Origin of the sequence: Pseudomonas lurida (assembly GCF_002563895.1) — a bacterium.
Classification (GTDB): domain Bacteria; phylum Pseudomonadota; class Gammaproteobacteria; order Pseudomonadales; family Pseudomonadaceae; genus Aquipseudomonas; species Aquipseudomonas lurida.
The window spans coordinates 3,932,678-3,950,591 of the sequence record NZ_PDJB01000001.1 but is presented as its reverse complement, the minus strand read 5'-3'; the positions used below and the strand labels follow the sequence as shown (position 1 = coordinate 3,950,591).

The window sequence follows — 17,914 nt, the reverse complement described above, 5'->3', positions numbered from 1 at the left end:
GGCACAGGCAAGCCAGCGCCCACGGGGGACCTTCATCGTCTAGGGAACCGTGACCATGACCACCACCTTTGACTTCACCCACCAGCGTGTCCTTGTCACCGGCGCCAGCAGCGGCATCGGTCGCGAAATTGCCCAACAGTTGATCGCCAGTGGCGCCGAAGTCTTCGCCCTGGGGCGTGACGCGCAAGCCCTGGCCCAACTTGGCTGCCACACCCTGTGCCTGGACATCGCCGACAGCGCTGCCCTCGACGAAGCCCTGCGGGCCCTGCCGCCGCTGCACGGCCTGGTCAACTGCGCCGGCATCTCGCGCTTGGAGCCCGCTGCCGCCATCAGCGCCGAAGCCTTCGACCAGGTGATGCAGGTCAACGCCCGTGCCGCCGCCCAGGTCGGCAGCCGTGTGGCGGCAAAAATGATCGAGGCGAAGATTGCCGGCAGCATCGTCAATGTCTCCAGCCAGGCCGCGCTAGTCGCCCTGGACGATCACCTCGGTTACTGCGCCTCCAAGGCCGCACTCGATGCGATTACCCGCGTGCAATGCGCCGAATGGGGCCGCTTCGGCATTCGCGTCAACAGCGTCAACCCCACGGTCACGCTCACGCCCATGGCGGCCGTGGCCTGGTCGGACCCAGCCAAGCGCGATCCGGCGCTGGCGGCAATCCCGCTGGGGCGTTTTGCGCAATCTGTAGAAGTGGCCTTGCCCGTCCTGTTCCTGCTCAGCGGCGCCGCCAGCATGATCAGCGGCGTCAGCCTGCCCATCGACGGTGGCTACACGAGCCGCTAGCCGTTTTCCAACTGGCCGGCGATCACCACTTTGTCCCGTGGCTTGTACGGGTCTTCGAGGCGGTCAAGCAGCAGGCGGACTGCGCTGCTGCCAGCCAGCGAGGCGTCGTGGGCCACGCAAGCGATGGGGACGCCGAAGATATCAGCGAAGGGCAGGCGGTCGATGCCGCAGATGGTCAGGCTGTCGTGGGGGATATTGTGCATGCGCAACGCGCGCAGGGCGCCCAGGGTGATCAACTGGTTGAAACCCATGATCGCGTCCGGCGCCGAGTGTTCGGCCAGGTAGTCGAGGGTGTGCAGGTAGGAGGGCATCAGCGTGTAGTCGCCGGCCTGCACTTCGACCTGCACCTGGGGATGTTCGGCCAACACTTCGCGCAGGCCCTTGAGGCGTTCGACGGTGATGCGTGAGTGCTCGGGGCCGGTCAGCACCAGCAGGCGCTTGAGCTGGGGCGTCTGGCGCAGCAGGTAATGCGCGGCCTGGATGCCGCTGTGGTAGTTGTCGAGCACCACGCGGCTGAATGGGCTCTCGTGGATCGTGCGATCAAGCAGCACCACCGGGGTCTTTCCGTTGCCCAGGCGTTCGAGGTAATCGGGCTGGTAGCTCGGCTCATCCGAGACCGGCGACAGGATGATCCCGGCCACGCGGTAGCCCAACAGCGTGTCCACGGCTTTGCTTTCCAGCTCTTCGAGCTCATCGGTGTCCACCAGCATGATGGTGTAGCCGTGCAGTTTGGCCTCGCGGGAAATCGCCTTGATCATTTCGCTGTAGAACGGGTTGTCCACCGACGCGGTGATCACGCCGATGATCAGGCTTTCACTGCGCTTGAGCCCGCGGGCGAAGGCGTTGGGCACATAGTCCATCTCCCGCGCCACTTCGAGGATGCGCGCCAGGGTGGCCGGCTTGACCAAGTCGGGCTTGCTCAGTGCGCGCGACACCGTGATGGTGGTCATGCCGACCCGTTTGGCGATGTCGCTGATGGTGACGGACTTTTTCTTGTTCATCGGTAAGGCTGCAAAAGGAAACACCCGCAGGCTAGCATGCGCGGCCGATATTGTTGCTTCAAATCAGCGGATCCCAGCGCTGCGACCAGTCACTTTCCACCTTGACCACTTCACGCAGCAACGCCAGCGCCTGTTGCAACACCGCCGAATCCCGCGCCCGCGCATACACCACAAACGTGGGGAAGTTGAACTCCGGCGCCTTGGGCACGCGCTGCATCACGCCGCTGTCGAGGTAGCTTTGCACCACGCGGGTACGGAAATAGCCGGCGCCGCCGTTCTCCAGGATGTACTGCAGCGCCAGCGGGCCGAGGTTGAAACTCAGCGCGGCACGGGCCTTGTCGGGCAGGGCGGCGTCATGCTGCTGGCGAAAGCCGGGGCCCCAGTCGATGTACACGTAGGGGGCCGGGTTGCTCACCAGTTCTACCAGGATCAGTTTCTCTTCCAGCACCTGCTCCACCTGCAAGCCCGGCCAGTATTGCGGCTGGAACACCAAGGCAGCGTCCAGCACGCCCAGTTCCAGCTGGCGCAACAGGTAGTCGCCCTCGCGCACTTCGGTGCGCAGCGCATGGCCGGGGATTTGTTGACGCAGGGCCTGGGCCCAGCCGAGCATCAACGGGTTGCACAGGCTGACCTCGCCGCCGATGTGCAGCACATTGCGATAGCCCTCCGGCAATGGCAGGTCGCGTTTTGCCGCTTCCCAGGTTTGCAGCAGCTGGTTGGCGTACACCACGAAGGCTTCGCCGTCGGCGGTCAGGCGCGCGCCGGCGCGGTTGCGCACGAACAGCGTGCTGCCCAACTGGCTTTCCAGGTTCTTGACCCGCGCGGTGATGGCGGTCTGGGTGACGTGCAGTTTCTCGGCCGCCGCGGCCAGGCTGCCGCAGCGGGTAATTTCGAGGAAGGTGCGTGCCAGTTCGATGTCCATGAAGCCCCCGGGATGAATGGGGGACAGTGTAATGGAATGCGGGCGAGCCTGTGGCAGGGGGCTTTGCCCCGACTGGCTACCTGATAGCTGACCCGCGATCCAAAAAAGGTGGGAGTGGGCTTGCTCGCGAAAGCGGCCTGACAGCCAACCACTATCTACCTGTCATCCCGCGATCTAACTGTGGGAGCGGGCTTGCCCGCGAAGGCGGCCTGACAGCCGACCTGGATGTTGGATCAGACCGGGTACATATCCGTTATTTAGGTTACGGCTGATATTGGTTCCGCTCTTACAGCGGGTCACTTTGGAAAAGAGCCCCAAAGTAACCAAAGGGCTCTTGCCCCAACACTCGGCACCTCGCTCACGCTCGGTGTGCCCGTAATCCGACAGTGATTTGGGGGGCCGCCGCCACGCGCCCTCCATGGCGCGGGGCGGCTAAACCGGCATCCCTGCCGGTTTACCCCCCAAATCCCTGTCGAATTCCGGCCAGCGTGTTTGATGGGGCGCCTCAGATCAAAGGCAAGATCAAAAGCCAGATCAACAGCCAGATCAACAGCCAGATCAACAGCGGCTCGCTTCGCATCGTGGTTTGGGTTGGTTGCTATGACGATAGCCATGGCTATTGGGGGGAGCCGCTCCCATATTGAGCGCTAGGTTTTTCTGGTGATTGGGGCTTGCAAGTGCTCGGTGGGGAACGCCTTGGCATACGCCTGGCACACCCTCAACACATGCTCATCCGCAAACCGTGCGCCCACCACATGCAAGCCCACCGGCAAGCCATTCGCCGCCAGCCCACACGGCACTGACGCCGCCGGCTGCTGGGTCAGGTTGAAGGGGTAGGTGAACGGCGTCCACTGCGTCCATTCCTGCAAGCCGGAACCGGGCGGCACATCATGCCCGGCGTCGAATGCCGTGATGGGCATCATTGGCGATACCAGCACATCGTAGTGTTCGTGGAACGCGGCCATGCGCGCCACCAGTGCGGCGCGGGCTTCAAGGGCTGCGTTGAAGTCGTCCAGGCTCAACTGCTCGCCACGCTGAGCGATGCGCAGCAGGCCGGGGTCCAGCAGTTGTTTCTGCGCCTCGCTCATCGGCCCGGTCAGGCGTGCGGCACCGGCCGCCCACAAGGTGCTGAATACTTCCAGCGGGTCGCTGAAGCCCGGGTCGATCTGCTCGACATGCGCGCCCAGCTGCACCAGGCCTGCCACTGCCTGGGCGACCACCTTGGCCACCTGCGGGTCGACGTCCACGTAACCAAAGTTCGGACTGTAGGCCACGCGCAACCCTTTCAAATCAGCCGCGCCCGACAACCATGGCGTGGCCCTCGGCGCACCGATCAGGCCGTCCCGCGGATCCGGCTGGGCGATGGTCTGCAGCATCAGCACACTGTCCTCCACGGTGCGGGTCATCGGCCCCAGGTGCGAGAGGATGGTCATGGAGCTGGCCGGCCACTGTGGCACATAACCGAAGGTCGGCTTGATGCCGAACGTGCCGGTGAACGCACAGGGAATACGGATCGAGCCGCCCGCGTCGCTGCCCTGGTGCAATACTCCAAGGTTCAACGCGGCCGCGGCCCCCGCGCCGCCAGACGAACCGCCCGCCGTGGTGCGTGTGTCCCAGGGGTTGCGGGTGATGCCGTACAGCGGGTTGTCGGTGACGCCTTTCCAGCCGAATTCCGGGGTGGTGGTCTTGCCCAGCAGCACCGCGCCGGCCTTGCGCATAAAAGCCGTGAAGGGCGCGTCGACGTCCCACGGGCCCTCGGCCGATGAAGTGCGCGACCCCTTGCGAGTGGGCATGCCGAGGGTCAGTGTCAGGTCTTTGATCGACGCCGGCACACCGTCCAATGCACCGCAAGGCTGGCCGTTGAGCCAGCGTTGTTCCGAGGCGCGCGCGGCGTTCAGCGCGCCTTCCGGGTCAACGTGGCAATAGGCGTTTACCACCGGGTTATAGCGTTCGATACGCAGCAAGGTGTCCTCGGTGACTTCCACCGGTGACAAGGTCTTGTCGCGAAAATGTTGCAGCAGTTGCACTGCCGTCAGTTGGCCGATCTCGCTCATGGCGTTTCCCCCTGGGCCGCATTGACCATGGCGCGCAGCAGCACCGCGCAGCCTGCCGCGAGGTCGTCCGGTGCGGCGTTTTCGATTTCGTTATGGCTGATGCCGCCTTCGCACGGCACAAAGATCATCCCGGCCGGGCCCAGTTTGGCGACGAAAATCGCGTCGTGTCCGGCACCGCTGACGATGTCCATATGGCTCAAGCCCAAGGCCTCGGCACCTTCACGCACGGCGTTGACGCAGGCCGGGGCGAAGTCCAGCGGCGGGAAGTCGGCGGTGGGGGTCAGTTCGAAGTGCAGGCCGTGTTGTTTGGCGGTGGCTTCGATCACGCTGCGCACTTCATCGACCATGGCTTGCAGCTTGTCCGCGTGCAGGTGGCGCAGGTCGAGCGTCATGTGCACCTGGCCAGGAATCACATTGCGCGAACCCGGGTGCAGGCTCAGGCAGCCCACCGTGCCACAGGCGTGGGGTTGCTGTTGATGGGCGATGCGGTTGACCGCGCTGACCACCTCGGCGGCGCCGACCAGGGCGTCCTTGCGCAGGTGCATCGGCGTCGGGCCGGCGTGGGCCTCGACACCCGTGAAGGTCAGGTCAAACCACTTCTGGCCCAGGCAACCCATGACCACGCCAATGGTGGTGGCCTGGTCTTCCAGTACCGGTCCCTGTTCGATATGCGCTTCGAAATACGCCCCCACCGGGTGGCCGAGTACCGCGCGAGAGCCGGCATAACCGATGCGCCGCAATTCGTCGCCCACCGACAGGCCCTGGTCATCGACTTTGTCGAGGGTGTCCTGCAAGTCGAACTGACCGGCGAACACCCCGGAGCCCATCATGCATGGCGGGAAACGCGAGCCTTCTTCGTTGGTCCACACCACCACTTCAATCGGCGCTTGGGTTTCGATGTTCAAGTCATTCAGGGTCCGGATCACCTCCAGGCCCGCCATGACCCCGTAGCAACCGTCGAACTTGCCGCCGGTGGGTTGGGTGTCGATATGGCTGCCGGTCATCACCGGGGGCAGGGCGGGGTTGCGTCCGGCACGGCGCGCAAAGATATTGCCGATGGCGTCGACACCGACGCTGCAGCCAGCGGCCTCGCACCATTGCACAAACAGGTCGCGGGCCTGGCGGTCGAGGTCGGTCAGGGCCAGGCGGCACACGCCGCCCTTGACGGTGGCGCCGAGTTGGGCAAGGTCCATCAACGATTGCCACAGGCGGTCGCGGTTGATCAGCGGGGCGTTGCTCTGGAGCGGTTGCGCAAAACTATTCATCAGCAGTCTCCGGTCAGGCACTCAGGGCCAGGTAGCGGTTCTTGATCGTGGGGTCGGCGCGGAACTCGGCGGCGCTGCCCTCGTACACCACACGGCCCTGTTCGAGCACGTAGTGGCGGTCGGCGAGCTTGTCGCAGACCATCAGGTTCTGTTCCACCAGCAGCACCGGCAGACCGTCGTCCTTGACCTTGCGCAGGATCTTCACCAACTCGTCGACGATCACCGGGGCCAGGCCTTCGGTGGGCTCGTCAAGGATCAGCAGCTTGGGGTCGTTGAGCAGGGCTCGGGCAATGGCGAGCATTTGTTGCTCGCCGCCAGACAGCGCGTGGCCGGTGTTTTTGCGACGCTCCTTGAGGCGCGGGAACATGGCGTAGACGTCCTCGAGCTGCCAGCGGCTGGTCTTGCGCATGGCGATGCGTAGGTTTTCCTCGACGGTGAGCAGGCGGAAGATCCCGCGATGCTCCGGCACGAGCGCCAGGCCCTGGCGTGCGATTTCGAAGACCTTCTGGCCGACCAATGCCTGGCCGTTGAAGTGAATCTGGCCCTGGCGCGGGCAGATGATGCCGAGGATGCTGCGCAGGGTAGTGGTCTTGCCGGCGCCATTACGGCCCAGCAGCGTGACCAGCTCGCCGGGGTTGACGGTCAATGACACGCCTTCCAGCACATGGCTCTTGTCATAGTAGGAATGGATATTCTCGACGATCAGCATCAGGCAGCCTCCCCAAGGTACGCCGTACGCACACGTTCATCGGCGCGCACGAATTCCGGCGTGCCTTCCACCAGGATCTGGCCGTGGCTCATCACCGTGATGCGTTGGCTGATGGACATGACAATGCTCATGTTGTGTTCGATCAGCAGCACCGTGTGATCGCGGCCGAGGTCGCTGATCAACTGGGTCATGATCGGGATGTCATCGATGCCCATACCCGAGGTAGGCTCATCCAGCATCAACAGTTTCGGTTTGGAGCAGATCGACATGCCCACCTCCAGCACTCGCTGCTGGCCGTGGGACAACTCGCCGGCCAGGGTGTCGGCACGGGCGCTGAGTTGCAGGCGCTCCAGCACCTGGTCGGCCATCTCCAGGTGCTCGCGCTTGCTGTCCACGCGGCGCCAGAAATTCAGCGCGCGTGCTCCGTCGCGGCCCTGAGCGGCCAGGCGCAGGTTTTCGCGCACGCTGAGGTTCTGGAACAGGCTCGTCAGCTGGAACGAGCGCGCCATGCCCAGGCCGACGCGACCGTGGGCCGGCTTGCGCATCAGGTTGTTGCCGTCGAAATGAATCGCCCCGGCGGTGGCCTGGCGTTCACCGGTGAGGCAGTGGAACAGGCTGGTCTTGCCGGCGCCGTTGGGGCCGATGATGGTGTGGATGGAGCCAGCCTCGACCTTGAGGTTGACGCCATTGACCGCATGGAACGCGCCATAGGCCAGTTCCAGGTCTTTGGTTTCCAGCAGGATGCTCATAGCCCTTCCTCCTTGGCGACGGCGGCGGTCTTGCGGCTGCCGCGCACCTTCTCGAACAGCGACGCCAGGCCGCCCCACAAACCACCGCGCATGAAGATCACCACCAGGATCAGGATCACCCCCAGCAGCATCAACCAGCGTGGCCACAGGTCGGAGAGGAAATCCCCGAGCAGCACGATGGAACCGGCCCCCAGCAGTGAACCGAACAATGAGCCGGTGCCGCCGACGATGGTCATGATCAGGATGTTCTCGGACATCGCCAGGTCGATATTCGACAGCGGCACAAAGTGCAGCAGCATGGCGTACAGCGCGCCGGCAATCCCGGTGACCGCGCCGGACAGCACAAACACCAGGATCTTGAAGTGGCGTGTGTCGTAGCCGATGGCCGAGGCACGGGTTTCGTTTTCGCGGATCGCCATCAGCGTGCTGCCGAAAGGGGAGGCGATGACCCGGCGGGCCCCGATGAAGATCAGCAGGAACAGCACCGCGACAAAACCATAGAAGGCGCGGGCGTCGGCCAGTGACAGCAGTACCGTGTCACCGACACGGATTTCCGGTCGCGGCACGCTGAGCAGGCCGTTGTCGCCGCCGGTCCAGTCACTGAGGGTGTAGGCAACGAAGTAGGCCATCTGGCTGAACGCCAGGGTCAGCATCACGAAGTAGATGCCGGTGCGGCGGATCGCCAAGGCGCCCACCAGCAACGCCAGGAACCCACCCGCGATGGCGGCGCCGAGCAATGCGGTGAACAGGCCCAGTTGCAGGTGGATCATCAGCAGCGCGGCGCAGTAGGCGCCGGCCCCGAAGAAGATGCCTTGGCCGAATGACAGCAGTCCGGTGTAGCCCAGCAACAGGTTGCAGGCCAGGGCCGCCATGGCAAAGATCAGGATCTCGGTGGCCAGGGTTGCCGAGGGCACTATCAAGGGTAGGCCGATCAGCACGGCCAGCACCCACAGCAACATGGCCTTGGATTGGGTCTTGGCGAACGGCAGGGGGTTTTTCTCGCTCATGTCAGGCTCTCCCGAACAGGCCGTAGGGACGGACCAGAATCACTACGGCCATGGCGCCGTAGATCATCAGGCTCGCACCCTGGGGCCAGAGTGTGGTCATCAGGCTTTGCACCACGCCCACCAGCAAACCGCCGACCAGCGCCCCGCTGAACGAGCCCATGCCGCCGATCACTACCACCACGAAGGCGACGCCGAGAATCTCCGGGCCGACGAAAGGTTGGGCGCCGCGCAACGGTGCGAACAGCACGCCCGCGACGCCGGCCAGCGCAACGCCGAGGGCGAAGGTCATGGAGAACAGGCGGAAAATATTCGTGCCCAGCAGCGACACGGTTTCGGTGCTTTCACTGCCGGCGCGCACCAGGGCGCCGAAGCGCGTGCGTTCCAGCAGCAGCCACAGGCCCAGGCCGACCAGCCCGGAAAACACGATGAGGAACAGGCGGTAGTAGGGGTAGACGAAATCACCCACCACCAGCACGCCGCGCAGCAGTTCCGGCACGGCGACGCTCTTGCCCACCGGCCCCCAGATCATCACGCTGGCTTCCTGGATGATGAGTGCGATGCCCAGGGTCACCAGGATCTGGAACATGTGCGGCAAGTGATAGATCCGCTGGATCAACAGTCGCTCGATGGCCCAGGCCAGCGCGGCCACCACCAGCGGCGCGATCAGCAGCGCCAGCCAGAAGCTGCCGGTCAGGCTCACGGCGGTGTAGCAGATGTAGGCCCCCAGCAGGAAGAACGCGCCGTGGGCGAAATTGACGAAGTTGAGCAGGCCGAAAATGATCGTCAGCCCGACCGCGATGAGGAAGTAGATCATCCCTAGCCCAAGGCCGTTGAGGATCTGGAACAGGTACAGGTTAAGCATGCAGGAACCCTCGGCAGGACGCCGCTTGCGCGGCCCTGCGCTACAAAATTCAGGGGATCAGCCGAGCGTGCAGCCCGTGGCTTCCACGGGTGGGAACGACTGGCCGGCGCTGAGCACCTTGGCCAGGTCATCCTTGTCGGCCATGTCGGCAGCGGCCTTGCCGATCAGCAGGTAGTAATCCTTGATCACCTGGTGGTCGCCGGCGCGGATCGATTCCTTGCCGGTGGGCCCTTCGAAACTCAGGCCCTGCATGGCCTTGGCCACGGTCGGCCCGTCGAAGCTGCCGGTGGAAATGATGGTGTCGAGCATGACCTTGGTGCTGATGTAATCGGCGGCCAGCGGGTAGGTGGGGTTGATGCCGTATTTGGCCTGGGTGAGTTTGACCAGTTCACGGTTGAGCGGAGTGTCGACCTGGTGCCAGTACTGTGCGCCGAGGTACACGCCTTCGAGCACATCGCTGCCCAGTTCCTGGAACTGGTCGAGGCCGGCGGACCAGACCAGCAGCACCTTCATGCGTTCCTTGATGCCGAAGTTCACCGCCTGGCGCAAGGTGTTGGACGACTGGCTGCCAAAGTTGAGCAGCACCAGCACATCGGGCCTGGCGGCGATGGCGTTGGTCAGGTAGCCGGAGAATTCCTGTTCCTGCAACGAGTGGTAGCTGTTGCCGATGTGTTCCAGGCCATTTTCCTTGAGCACAGTCTTTGCGCCCTCGAGCAGCGCTTCGCCGAACACGTATTGCGGGGTGATGGTGTACCAGCGCTTGGCGTCCGGCAGCAGCTTGATCAGCGGCAGGATGGTTTCGCGGATAGCCCCATAGGTGGGCACGGACCAGCGGAAGGTCGCCTTGTTGCAGTCCTTGCCGGTGACTTCGTCGGCGCCCACCGGGGTCATGAACACGCCACCGACCTTGTCCACTTCCTTGGCCACCGCCAGTGCCGACGACGACAGCGTGCAGCCCTGGAAGAATCGCGCGCCGTCCTGCTGGATGGCTTCCTGCACCTTGCGCACGGCCTTGCCGGCGTTGCCTTCAGTGTCGATGACCTTGTAGTTCAGCGGACGGCCGAGCACCTCGGGGTGTTGTTCCACGGCCAGGCGCGAACCCATGTCGGCAAACTTGCCATAGCTGGCAAAGGCGCCAGACATGGACTTGAGGCCGTAAAAGGTAAAGGGCTCGGCGGCGAATGCCGAGCGCACGCTCAGCGGGAGGCTGAGGGCGGCGGCTGCGGTAAGACTGGCTTTCAACAACGTACGACGCTGCATGGGGTGACTCCCTGGTTTAGTTATTGGCAGGAGTGGCAATGGCGATACGGTGGAGCAAGGGCCTGTGGGCAGGCCTGTTATTGGTTGGGGCAAACGCTCTAACGGTTGGAACTGGATCGAGTGTGGGAGCTGGCTTGCCTGCGCTGCAGGCGCCTCGGTGTTTCTGTCAAACCGAGTCGATGCATTCGCAGGCAAGCCAGCTCCCACATTGATCGGGTTTGCACAGTAGGTACCGTGATGTGTCAGTGGGTGTGATCGAACTCCAGTAGAAAGTGCGGGCTGACCTGGCCTTCAAGGGCGGTCATGTGGTGTTCGGCATCGCACATGTGTTCATGCATCAAATTGCGCACGGCGTTTTCATCACCGGCGCGAAAGGCGGCCAGCAACTGCTTGTGATAATCCAGGTTTGCCGCATCGAATTGCTTGCGCTTGGGTTTGTAGGCTTTTTTCAGCACCACCAGGTCGCGCAGCAGGTCGTTGAGGAACTGCGCCATGAAACTCAGCAATGGGTTGGGGCAGGCCTTGGCCAGCAGGTTATGGAACTCCAGTTCCGCCAGGCGTTGCTCGCGCTGGCCGGCCTCGCTGTCTTCCGGGGCGCTGCAGAAATCCACGTTATCTTGCAGGGCCTGGTAGTCGGCCTCGCTCAAGCGCCCGAGGACCGACACCGCCAATTCCACTTCGATGACTTTGCGCAGTTGGTACACCTGCTCGCCATCCAGGTGCTGGAAGTGCAGGTAGTTGCGCAAGGCGCGGCTGGCCGGTTCGGTACCGGCCTGGTTCAGGTAGGCGCCACCGCTGGGGCCGGTGCGCGTGCTCACCAGGCCTTCCACTTCCAGGGCCTTGAGCGCTTCGCGAGCCGAGCCCTTGGAGCACTGGAAGCTTTCCATCAGCTCACGTTCGGTGGGCAGGCGGTCACCGGGCTTCAAGGCGTCGGTGACGATGGAGCGCTTGACCGACTCGACAATCACATCGGACAGCTTCTGGCGTTTGCGTCGTAGCGGGCGACTTAGCATGGGTTCGATTTATCGTATTAATGCGGATAAATAGTACTTAATAACGATCGGGTTGCAGCGTCAACGCCGGGTGTCGTTTTCGATGGCAAGAGGTCGCAAACGGGTCGCTACTCCCCGGCTGCAGGGTCAAGGCAGCGCGTGGACCGTGGTGGTTGCTTGCCGAACACCAGGAAGTCGCCCACCCAGCGGTTGACGCACGCGCTGGCGTCCTGCCTGGTGGGCTCTTTCAGGCGCAGGTGTTCGACCCATGGAGGGCTGGTCCCGGCTTGTTGCGCGTTGACCAGCACCATGCGTGCAACGCGCTCGGGAAACAGTGTGGCGTAGCGGTTGCCGAGGCGGGCGGCATTGGCGTGGCCCACGTAGAGCAATTGGGCCTCGCCCAGTTGGGTGCGTACGAACTCCAGGTCTTGAGAGGCCTGTTCGATTTCACGCTCGTTGCTCAGGTCGCGGGTGCCAAGCTCGATGACGTCGTAGCGATTGACCAGGGTGCGATAGGCCGGGTTGGCGTGGCCGGCCCAGAGGCTCGTCAGGTGAATGACAAAGGTGCCGGCCTGGTTCTTTCTGGTGGCATCGCCAGCCTGGGCGAACACCACGCCTTCGCGGTTGAGCGGGTCACGGGCCCCGACGCGGGTGAGGTAAAGGCGCAGGCTGCCTTGCCGTGGTGCGGCGTGATTGCGCGGTACGGTCACGGTGCCGCATTGAGTGCGTTGCAGCACCTCGGAATCCAGGCGTCTGACGGCGGGGAGGGGGCAGTCCAGCAGCCAGTCGATGGCGGTGGGCGGGATCAGCGGCTGGGCAGCGGCAATGCTTGCCACCAGCCAGAGACAGGCGCACAGCAGGTGTCTTGCAACAATCATCGAGAGGTCCTGGGCGGCCGTGTAATAGCAGCTTTTTTACCAAGGACCTTGGGTCGAAGAATGTAGGGTGAAAAGACGGCTTGTGTAAGAAACCGGAGTTTTGTTTATCGGAGCTATTGTTTATCGGGGCTCTGTCTGCCAGCCGCCGCCCAGGGCTTTGTACAGGGTGATGCTGGCCTGCAGGCGAGACAGTCGTAGCTGCACATTCTGGTCCTGCGCCGCATACAGGGTGCGCTGGGTCTCCAGCACGGTGAGCAAGTCTTCTGCGCCCGCCTGGTAGCGGCTTTCGGCGATCTGGAACGCGCTCTGCGCTTGTTGCAGTTCTTCACTTTGCCACTGGCGCTGCTGGTCGAGCCGGCTGATGCTGCTGAGGGCTTTTTCCACATCGGCGAAGCCGTTGATGATCGCGCCGCGATAGGTTTGCAGCAGTTCGTCCTGGCGTGCGCGGACCTTGTCGCGTTCAGCGCTTAAACGGCCATTGTTGAAGACCGGCCCGACCAGGCCGGCAGTCAGCGTGTAGTAGGGACTGCGCAGGATGTCCATGGCTTTATAGGCATCCGAGCCCAGGGTTGCGCCGAGGGTCACGGCGGGCAGCATGGCGGCGCGGGCCACGGTGACGTCGGCTTGCGCCGCTGCCAGTTGTGCCTCGGCCTTGGCGATATCGGGCCGGCGGCTGAGCAATTGGCTGGGCATGCCAGCGCCAATGGTCGGCCAGGTGAGTGCCTGGAAGGGCTCGGCGCCCAGGTCAAGCGCCTGCACCGGTTGGCCGAGCAGGGCGGCCAGGGTGATCCGCGACTCCTCGGCCAGTTGCTGGATCAGCGGCAGTTGGCGTTGTTGGCTGGCGACCAGGCTTTTTTGCTGGGCCAGTTCCAGGGCAGTGGCGGAGCCGGCGTCATAGCGAGTCTGCACCAGGTCGAGCACGTTGCGCGCGTTGGCCAGGTTCAACTCGGCGATGTGCTCGCGCTGGTGGGCGGCGAGGGTCTGGGCATAGCGGTCAGCCACGCTGCTGAGCAAGGTCAGTTCCACGGTGGCCTGGTCAAACTCGCTGGCGCGCAGACTGTGCAGGGCGCTGTCCCGGGCGGCGGCGCGGCCACCCCAGAAGTCCACTTCGTAGCTGGCGGTAAGGTTGGCACCGAAGTTGTCGACGGCGTCATCGCTTTGCGATGCGTCAAGGTCCGGTCCACCTTTGCCACGCAGCAGTTTCTGATGGCTGGTGGTGAGGTTGAACTTCACCTCCGGCAACAGCGGTGCCCCGGCGATCACCGCACTGGCCTGGGCCTGGCGCACGCGGGCAGTGGCGGCGGCTACATCGAAACTGTCACGGCGGGCCTGGTCGACCAGGCGGTTCAATTGCGGGCTGCCGAATTGGGTCCACCAGCGCTGATTAGTCGCCTGCGCCGCGTCACGCTCAGCGTATTGCCAGGCGGCGGGCGGGGCGATGCCGCTCTCGAGGGCGGTCGGGTTGCCGGCGCACGCGCTGAGCAACACGCACAGGCCGGGCACGCACAGGGATCGTTTATTCACTGGTCAACGCCTTAACCGGATCGAGCCGGGCAGCTTTACGGGCCGGCATAAAGCCGAATACGACGCCGGTGACCAGGGCGCAACCAAATGCGCCCAGCACGGCCACCAGGGAAAACTGTACCGCCACCTTGGCCAGCACCAGTAGGCCGCCCACCAGCAGGGCCAGCGCGATGCCGCACAGGCCGCCGACCACCGAGAGCATCACCGCTTCGGTGAGGAACTGGCGCAGGATGTCGCGCTGGCGTGCACCGGTCGCCATGCGGATGCCGATCTCACGCGTACGCTCGCGCACGGTCATCAGCATGATGTTCATCACGCCAATGCCGCCCACCAGCAGGGAAATCGCGGCAATCGAGCCGAGCATCAGCGACAGGGTGTTCTGCGTCCGGGCCTCGGCCTGGATCATGGCGGCGTTGTTGGTCAGCTCGTAATCGCGCTTGCCGTTGTGCAGCTTCTGCATCAACTGGTCGATGGCCACCTCGGCCTCCTGGACCTTGCGCGCGTCAGCCGCGGCGATCACCACATACTCGGGGTCGTAGCTGCCGAACAGGCGCACGCTGGCGGCGGTGTAAGGAATAGCGACACGGTCATCACTGTCCTTGTTGCCGGAGCTGGCGCCTTTTTCCGCCAGTACACCGATCACCTGGAAGGGCACGTTCTCAATCAGGATGTACTGGCCGATAGGGTTGACCTCGCCCTTGAACAGCTTTTCGCGCACGCGGTGGCCGATCACGGCGACGGTGGCCGCTGCACGCTCGTCGGCCGCGGTGAAGTAACTGCCTTCGACCACCGGCCAATTGAAAATCGCCGGGAAGTTAGTGTCGTTGCCGCCCACATAGGCCATGTAGTCGACGTTGCCGAAACGCACCCCGGCCTCGCTGCCGTTGACCGGCATGATGCGCTGGACCTGGGGCAGGGCCGCCAGCGCATGGACATCGTCAAGGGTCACGATCCCCATAGGCGTGCGCGGGTTGGGCGACGATCCACTGAGGTAGAGAATGTTGGAGCCGAACGCGCCCATCTGCGCCATGACCTGGCGCTTGCTGCCTTCGCCTACCGCCAGCATCACCACCACCGACGCCACGCCGATGATGATGCCCAGCAGGGTCAGCGCGGTGCGGAAACGGTTGATCCACATCACCCGCCACGCGGCCTGCACCGCGTCCACCAGTTCGGCCTTCCAGGCGCCATTGTGTTCGGCACCGTCAGCCAGGCGCTGGCGCAGGTCTACCGCTTGCAGGGCTCCTGTCGTGGTCGTGGGCACTGCGGGGCTGGTATCGGCCGAGTCACTGATGATCACGCCATCGCGAATCTCGATGATGCGGTTGGCCCGCGCGGCCACTTCGCGGTCATGGGTGATCAGGATCACCACATGGCCTTGACTGGCGAGTTCGTCGAGCAGGGTCATGACCTCGGCGCCGCTGTGGCTGTCGAGGGCGCCGGTGGGTTCGTCGGCGAGGATGATATGGCCGCCGTTCATCAAGGCACGGGCGATGGACACGCGCTGCTGCTGACCACCGGAAAGCTGGTGTGGCCGGTTGCCGGTGCGCTCGGCCAGGCCCAGGCGCGTGAGCAGGGCATTGGCACGGGCATGGCGCTCGGCGGCGCTGATGCCGGCATAGATCGCCGGCATCTCGACGTTTTCCTGGGCCGACCCCGAGGGGATCAGGTGGTAGCCCTGGAACACAAAGCCAAAGGCTTCGCGACGCAGCCAGGCCAGTTCGTCGCTGTCCAGGTGGGCGACATTCTCGCCGGCGAACAAATAGTCGCCGACGCTGGGGCGGTCGAGGCAACCGAGGATATTCATCAGCGTGGACTTGCCGGAGCCGGAGGTGCCGACGATAGCCACGAATTCCCCGGCATGGATCGACAAGTCGATGCCACGCAATACATCGACCTGCGGGCTATCGCCGCCGCCGTAGGACTTACGGATGTTCTTGAGTTCGATCAGGGGTGTGGTCAACTCAACCCCCATTGCCGTCGGCCGGGCCGATCAGCAAGCGATCGCCTTCGTTCAGACCGTCGAGCACCTGCACGCGCAGGCGGTCGCTGATGCCCAGCTGCACCTGGCGCTCCTCGATACGCCCGTTCTTGCCCACGACCCGGGCGATCTGCTTGTCGGTACTGGACGTGCCCAGCAGTGCGGCAACCGGCGCCGTGAGGGCGTCCTTGACCTGGCTGGCGACGAAAAATACCTGGGTGGTCATTTCGGCCATCAACGCGTTATCGCTGTTGTCCACGTCCAGCAACACGGTGTAGAGCACCACACGGCCGCTGCCGCTTTTATTCGAACTGTTGGGGCTGCCGCTGCCCTGGGTCTCATTCAACGGCTTGGGCGGGATCGGCAGGATCTGCCGCACGGTGCTGGTCCAGCGCCGGTTGCCGCCGCTCAGGGTGGTGAAATAGGCCGTCATGCCCGGCTTGACGTGGCCGATATCGGCTTCCGAGACTTCAGCCCATACGGTCATCGGTGACAATTTGGCGATCCGCAGGATCAGCGGCGTCTGCTGCTGGGCATTGAGGGTCTGGCCGACTCGCGCGTCCACCGCCACCACGGTGCCGGTCATCGGCGCGTAGATACGCGTGTAACCCAACTCCGCCTCATCGCTGCGCAGGCTGGCCTGGGCTTGCAGGATCTGCGCCTGGAACATGTCGACGCGGGCCTGGGTGGCGCTCAACTCAGCCTTGGCGGTTTGCACATCTTCTTCGCGGGTGGCGTTGCCGGCTGCCAGGCGTTGCTGGCGCTGGTACTTCTGGCGCGCCAGTTCGTGCTGGGCTTTCTGCTCCTGCAACTGCGCCTTGAGGTTCTCGATGGCGTAGCGGCTGGCGTCGAGCTTGGCTTTTTGCGTGGAAGGATCGATCTCCACCAGCAGTTGGCCTTCCTGGACCTGGTCGCCGGCCTCGACGTGGATCTTGCGGATCTGACCTGATGCCTGGGCACCCACGTCCACGTAGCGGCGAGGCTGGAGCGTGCCGAGTGCGGTGACGCTGTTTTCGATATTGCCGCGGGTAACGGTGACGGTGGTGAGGGTGTCACGCCCAGGCGGCAGCACCTGCCAGGCCGCAACGGCAATAATGGGGATCAGGCACGCGATAACGATCAAGGCGCGTCGGGCAGGTCGAGGGCGTTTCATGCTTGGGTTCCAGCCAGGAAAGTTCGGACCGCAGTTGCGGGGAGCTGACAAGTAAACGAGGGAAATGCATGGGGATTTAGGCGGTTACATAAGCAGTTACAGCTCCCTTGAAGAAAAAAATCGTCCGTTGATGCAAGTCTGCTTTAAAAGTAGATGAGAATTACTATAAATTGCACGCACTCAAACTGCCATCACCTCAACGCTGTCTTTTTGTACCCAGGGACCTAATGCCGCCACCTGGCGGTCGGGAGTCATGTTGGAAAACTACTATCGCGAGCTGGTGCGTTTCCTCAACGCCAAGCTGGGCAACCGTCAGGTGGCCGAGGATGTGGTGCATGACGCTTATGTCCGGGTGCTGGAGCGTTCCAGCGACACCCCCATCGAACAACCCCGCGCCTTTTTGTACCGCACCGCGCTCAATTTGGTGATCGACGGCCATCGGCGCAATGCCTTGCGCCAGGTCGAACCGTTGGACGTGCTGGACAGCGAAGAGCGTTTCGCTACCTGTTCGCCGCACACCCACCACGACCACGGCCAGCGCCTGGAACTGCTCGAGCGTGCGTTGGCCGAACTGCCGCCTGCCTGCCGCGACAGCTTCCTGATGCGCAAGCTCGACGGCCTGACCCACGTACAGATCGCCGAACGCCTGTGCATTTCCCGCGCTTTGGTGGAAAAACACATCGTCAACGCCATGAAGCACTGTCGGGTGCGGATGCGCGAGTGGGAAGCCCACTGATCAATGATCAGTTAAATTTTATTTCACTGTCCTCGTTTCC

16 protein-coding genes are annotated in these 17,914 nt (G+C 63.7%); 2 read left to right on the top strand and 14 right to left on the bottom strand.

The features are described from left to right. Window positions 1-55: 55 nt before the first annotated feature. The gene (locus ATH90_RS17815; protein WP_034107375.1) at window positions 56-781 is read left to right on the top strand and encodes an SDR family oxidoreductase; all 726 of its coding nucleotides are present in this window, start codon (window positions 56-58) and stop codon (window positions 779-781) included. Here the strand turns inward: ATH90_RS17815 and ATH90_RS17810 are convergent. From ATH90_RS17810 to ATH90_RS17745, 14 genes are all read right to left on the bottom strand, one after another. Next, the gene (locus ATH90_RS17810) at window positions 778-1,782 is read right to left on the bottom strand and encodes a LacI family DNA-binding transcriptional regulator (protein WP_034107372.1); all 1,005 of its coding nucleotides are present in this window, start codon (window positions 1,780-1,782) and stop codon (window positions 778-780) included. The two genes, ATH90_RS17815 and ATH90_RS17810, sit on opposite strands and share 4 nt — an antisense overlap. A gap of 58 nt (window positions 1,783-1,840) precedes the next feature. Then, window positions 1,841-2,704 carry a LysR family transcriptional regulator gene (locus ATH90_RS17805; RefSeq protein WP_034107370.1) on the bottom strand — a complete coding sequence of 288 codons (864 nt, stop codon included), beginning with the start codon at window positions 2,702-2,704 and terminating at the stop codon, window positions 1,841-1,843. 647 nt (window positions 2,705-3,351) lie between these two features. Next, window positions 3,352-4,758: an amidase gene (locus ATH90_RS17800; protein ID WP_069077743.1), complete on the bottom strand. Its 1,407-nt coding sequence runs from the start codon at window positions 4,756-4,758 to the stop codon at window positions 3,352-3,354. Further along, window positions 4,755-6,023 (bottom strand): Zn-dependent hydrolase, encoded by a 1,269-nt coding sequence (locus ATH90_RS17795; protein ID WP_098466904.1) that lies wholly within the window; start codon window positions 6,021-6,023, stop codon window positions 4,755-4,757. The genes ATH90_RS17800 and ATH90_RS17795 overlap by 4 nt, the downstream gene beginning before the upstream one ends. 13 nt (window positions 6,024-6,036) lie before the next feature. Further along, window positions 6,037-6,732, bottom strand: a complete 696-nt coding sequence (locus ATH90_RS17790) for an ABC transporter ATP-binding protein (protein WP_098466903.1) — start codon at window positions 6,730-6,732, stop codon at window positions 6,037-6,039. Beyond that, a complete protein-coding gene (locus ATH90_RS17785; RefSeq protein ID WP_098466902.1) occupies window positions 6,732-7,481 on the bottom strand; it encodes an ABC transporter ATP-binding protein in 750 nt (249 codons plus the stop codon). Before ATH90_RS17785 ends, ATH90_RS17790 begins: the two co-directional genes overlap by 1 nt. After that, on the bottom strand, window positions 7,478-8,488 hold the full coding sequence (locus tag ATH90_RS17780) for a branched-chain amino acid ABC transporter permease (protein WP_034107358.1): 1,011 nt from the start codon (window positions 8,486-8,488) through the stop codon (window positions 7,478-7,480). Before ATH90_RS17780 ends, ATH90_RS17785 begins: the two co-directional genes overlap by 4 nt. A gap of 1 nt (window position 8,489) precedes the next feature. Beyond that, on the bottom strand, window positions 8,490-9,350 hold the full coding sequence (locus tag ATH90_RS17775) for a branched-chain amino acid ABC transporter permease (protein ID WP_034107356.1): 861 nt from the start codon (window positions 9,348-9,350) through the stop codon (window positions 8,490-8,492). A 57-nt stretch (window positions 9,351-9,407) separates the two neighbouring features. Next, a complete protein-coding gene (locus tag ATH90_RS17770; protein ID WP_098466901.1) occupies window positions 9,408-10,610 on the bottom strand; it encodes an ABC transporter substrate-binding protein in 1,203 nt (400 codons plus the stop codon). 242 nt (window positions 10,611-10,852) lie between these two features. Then, window positions 10,853-11,623, bottom strand: a complete 771-nt coding sequence (locus tag ATH90_RS17765) for a FadR/GntR family transcriptional regulator (protein WP_034107352.1) — start codon at window positions 11,621-11,623, stop codon at window positions 10,853-10,855. A gap of 107 nt (window positions 11,624-11,730) precedes the next feature. After that, window positions 11,731-12,480, bottom strand: a complete 750-nt coding sequence (locus tag ATH90_RS17760; protein WP_098466900.1) for an alpha/beta fold hydrolase — start codon at window positions 12,478-12,480, stop codon at window positions 11,731-11,733. 120 nt (window positions 12,481-12,600) lie between these two features. Continuing rightward, window positions 12,601-14,004, bottom strand: a complete 1,404-nt coding sequence (locus ATH90_RS17755) for an efflux transporter outer membrane subunit (protein WP_098466899.1) — start codon at window positions 14,002-14,004, stop codon at window positions 12,601-12,603. Continuing rightward, window positions 13,997-15,979 carry a MacB family efflux pump subunit gene (locus ATH90_RS17750; RefSeq protein WP_122712374.1) on the bottom strand — a complete coding sequence of 661 codons (1,983 nt, stop codon included), beginning with the start codon at window positions 15,977-15,979 and terminating at the stop codon, window positions 13,997-13,999. Before ATH90_RS17750 ends, ATH90_RS17755 begins: the two co-directional genes overlap by 8 nt. Then, window positions 15,969-17,138 carry an efflux RND transporter periplasmic adaptor subunit gene (locus ATH90_RS17745; protein ID WP_098466898.1) on the bottom strand — a complete coding sequence of 390 codons (1,170 nt, stop codon included), beginning with the start codon at window positions 17,136-17,138 and terminating at the stop codon, window positions 15,969-15,971. The genes ATH90_RS17750 and ATH90_RS17745 overlap by 11 nt, the downstream gene beginning before the upstream one ends. Window positions 17,139-17,328: 190 nt before the next feature. Here ATH90_RS17745 and ATH90_RS17740 point away from each other — a divergent pair, with 190 nt between their 5' ends. Beyond that, a complete protein-coding gene (locus tag ATH90_RS17740; protein ID WP_257785540.1) occupies window positions 17,329-17,874 on the top strand; it encodes a sigma-70 family RNA polymerase sigma factor in 546 nt (181 codons plus the stop codon). The last annotated feature ends 40 nt before the right edge of the window (window positions 17,875-17,914 follow it).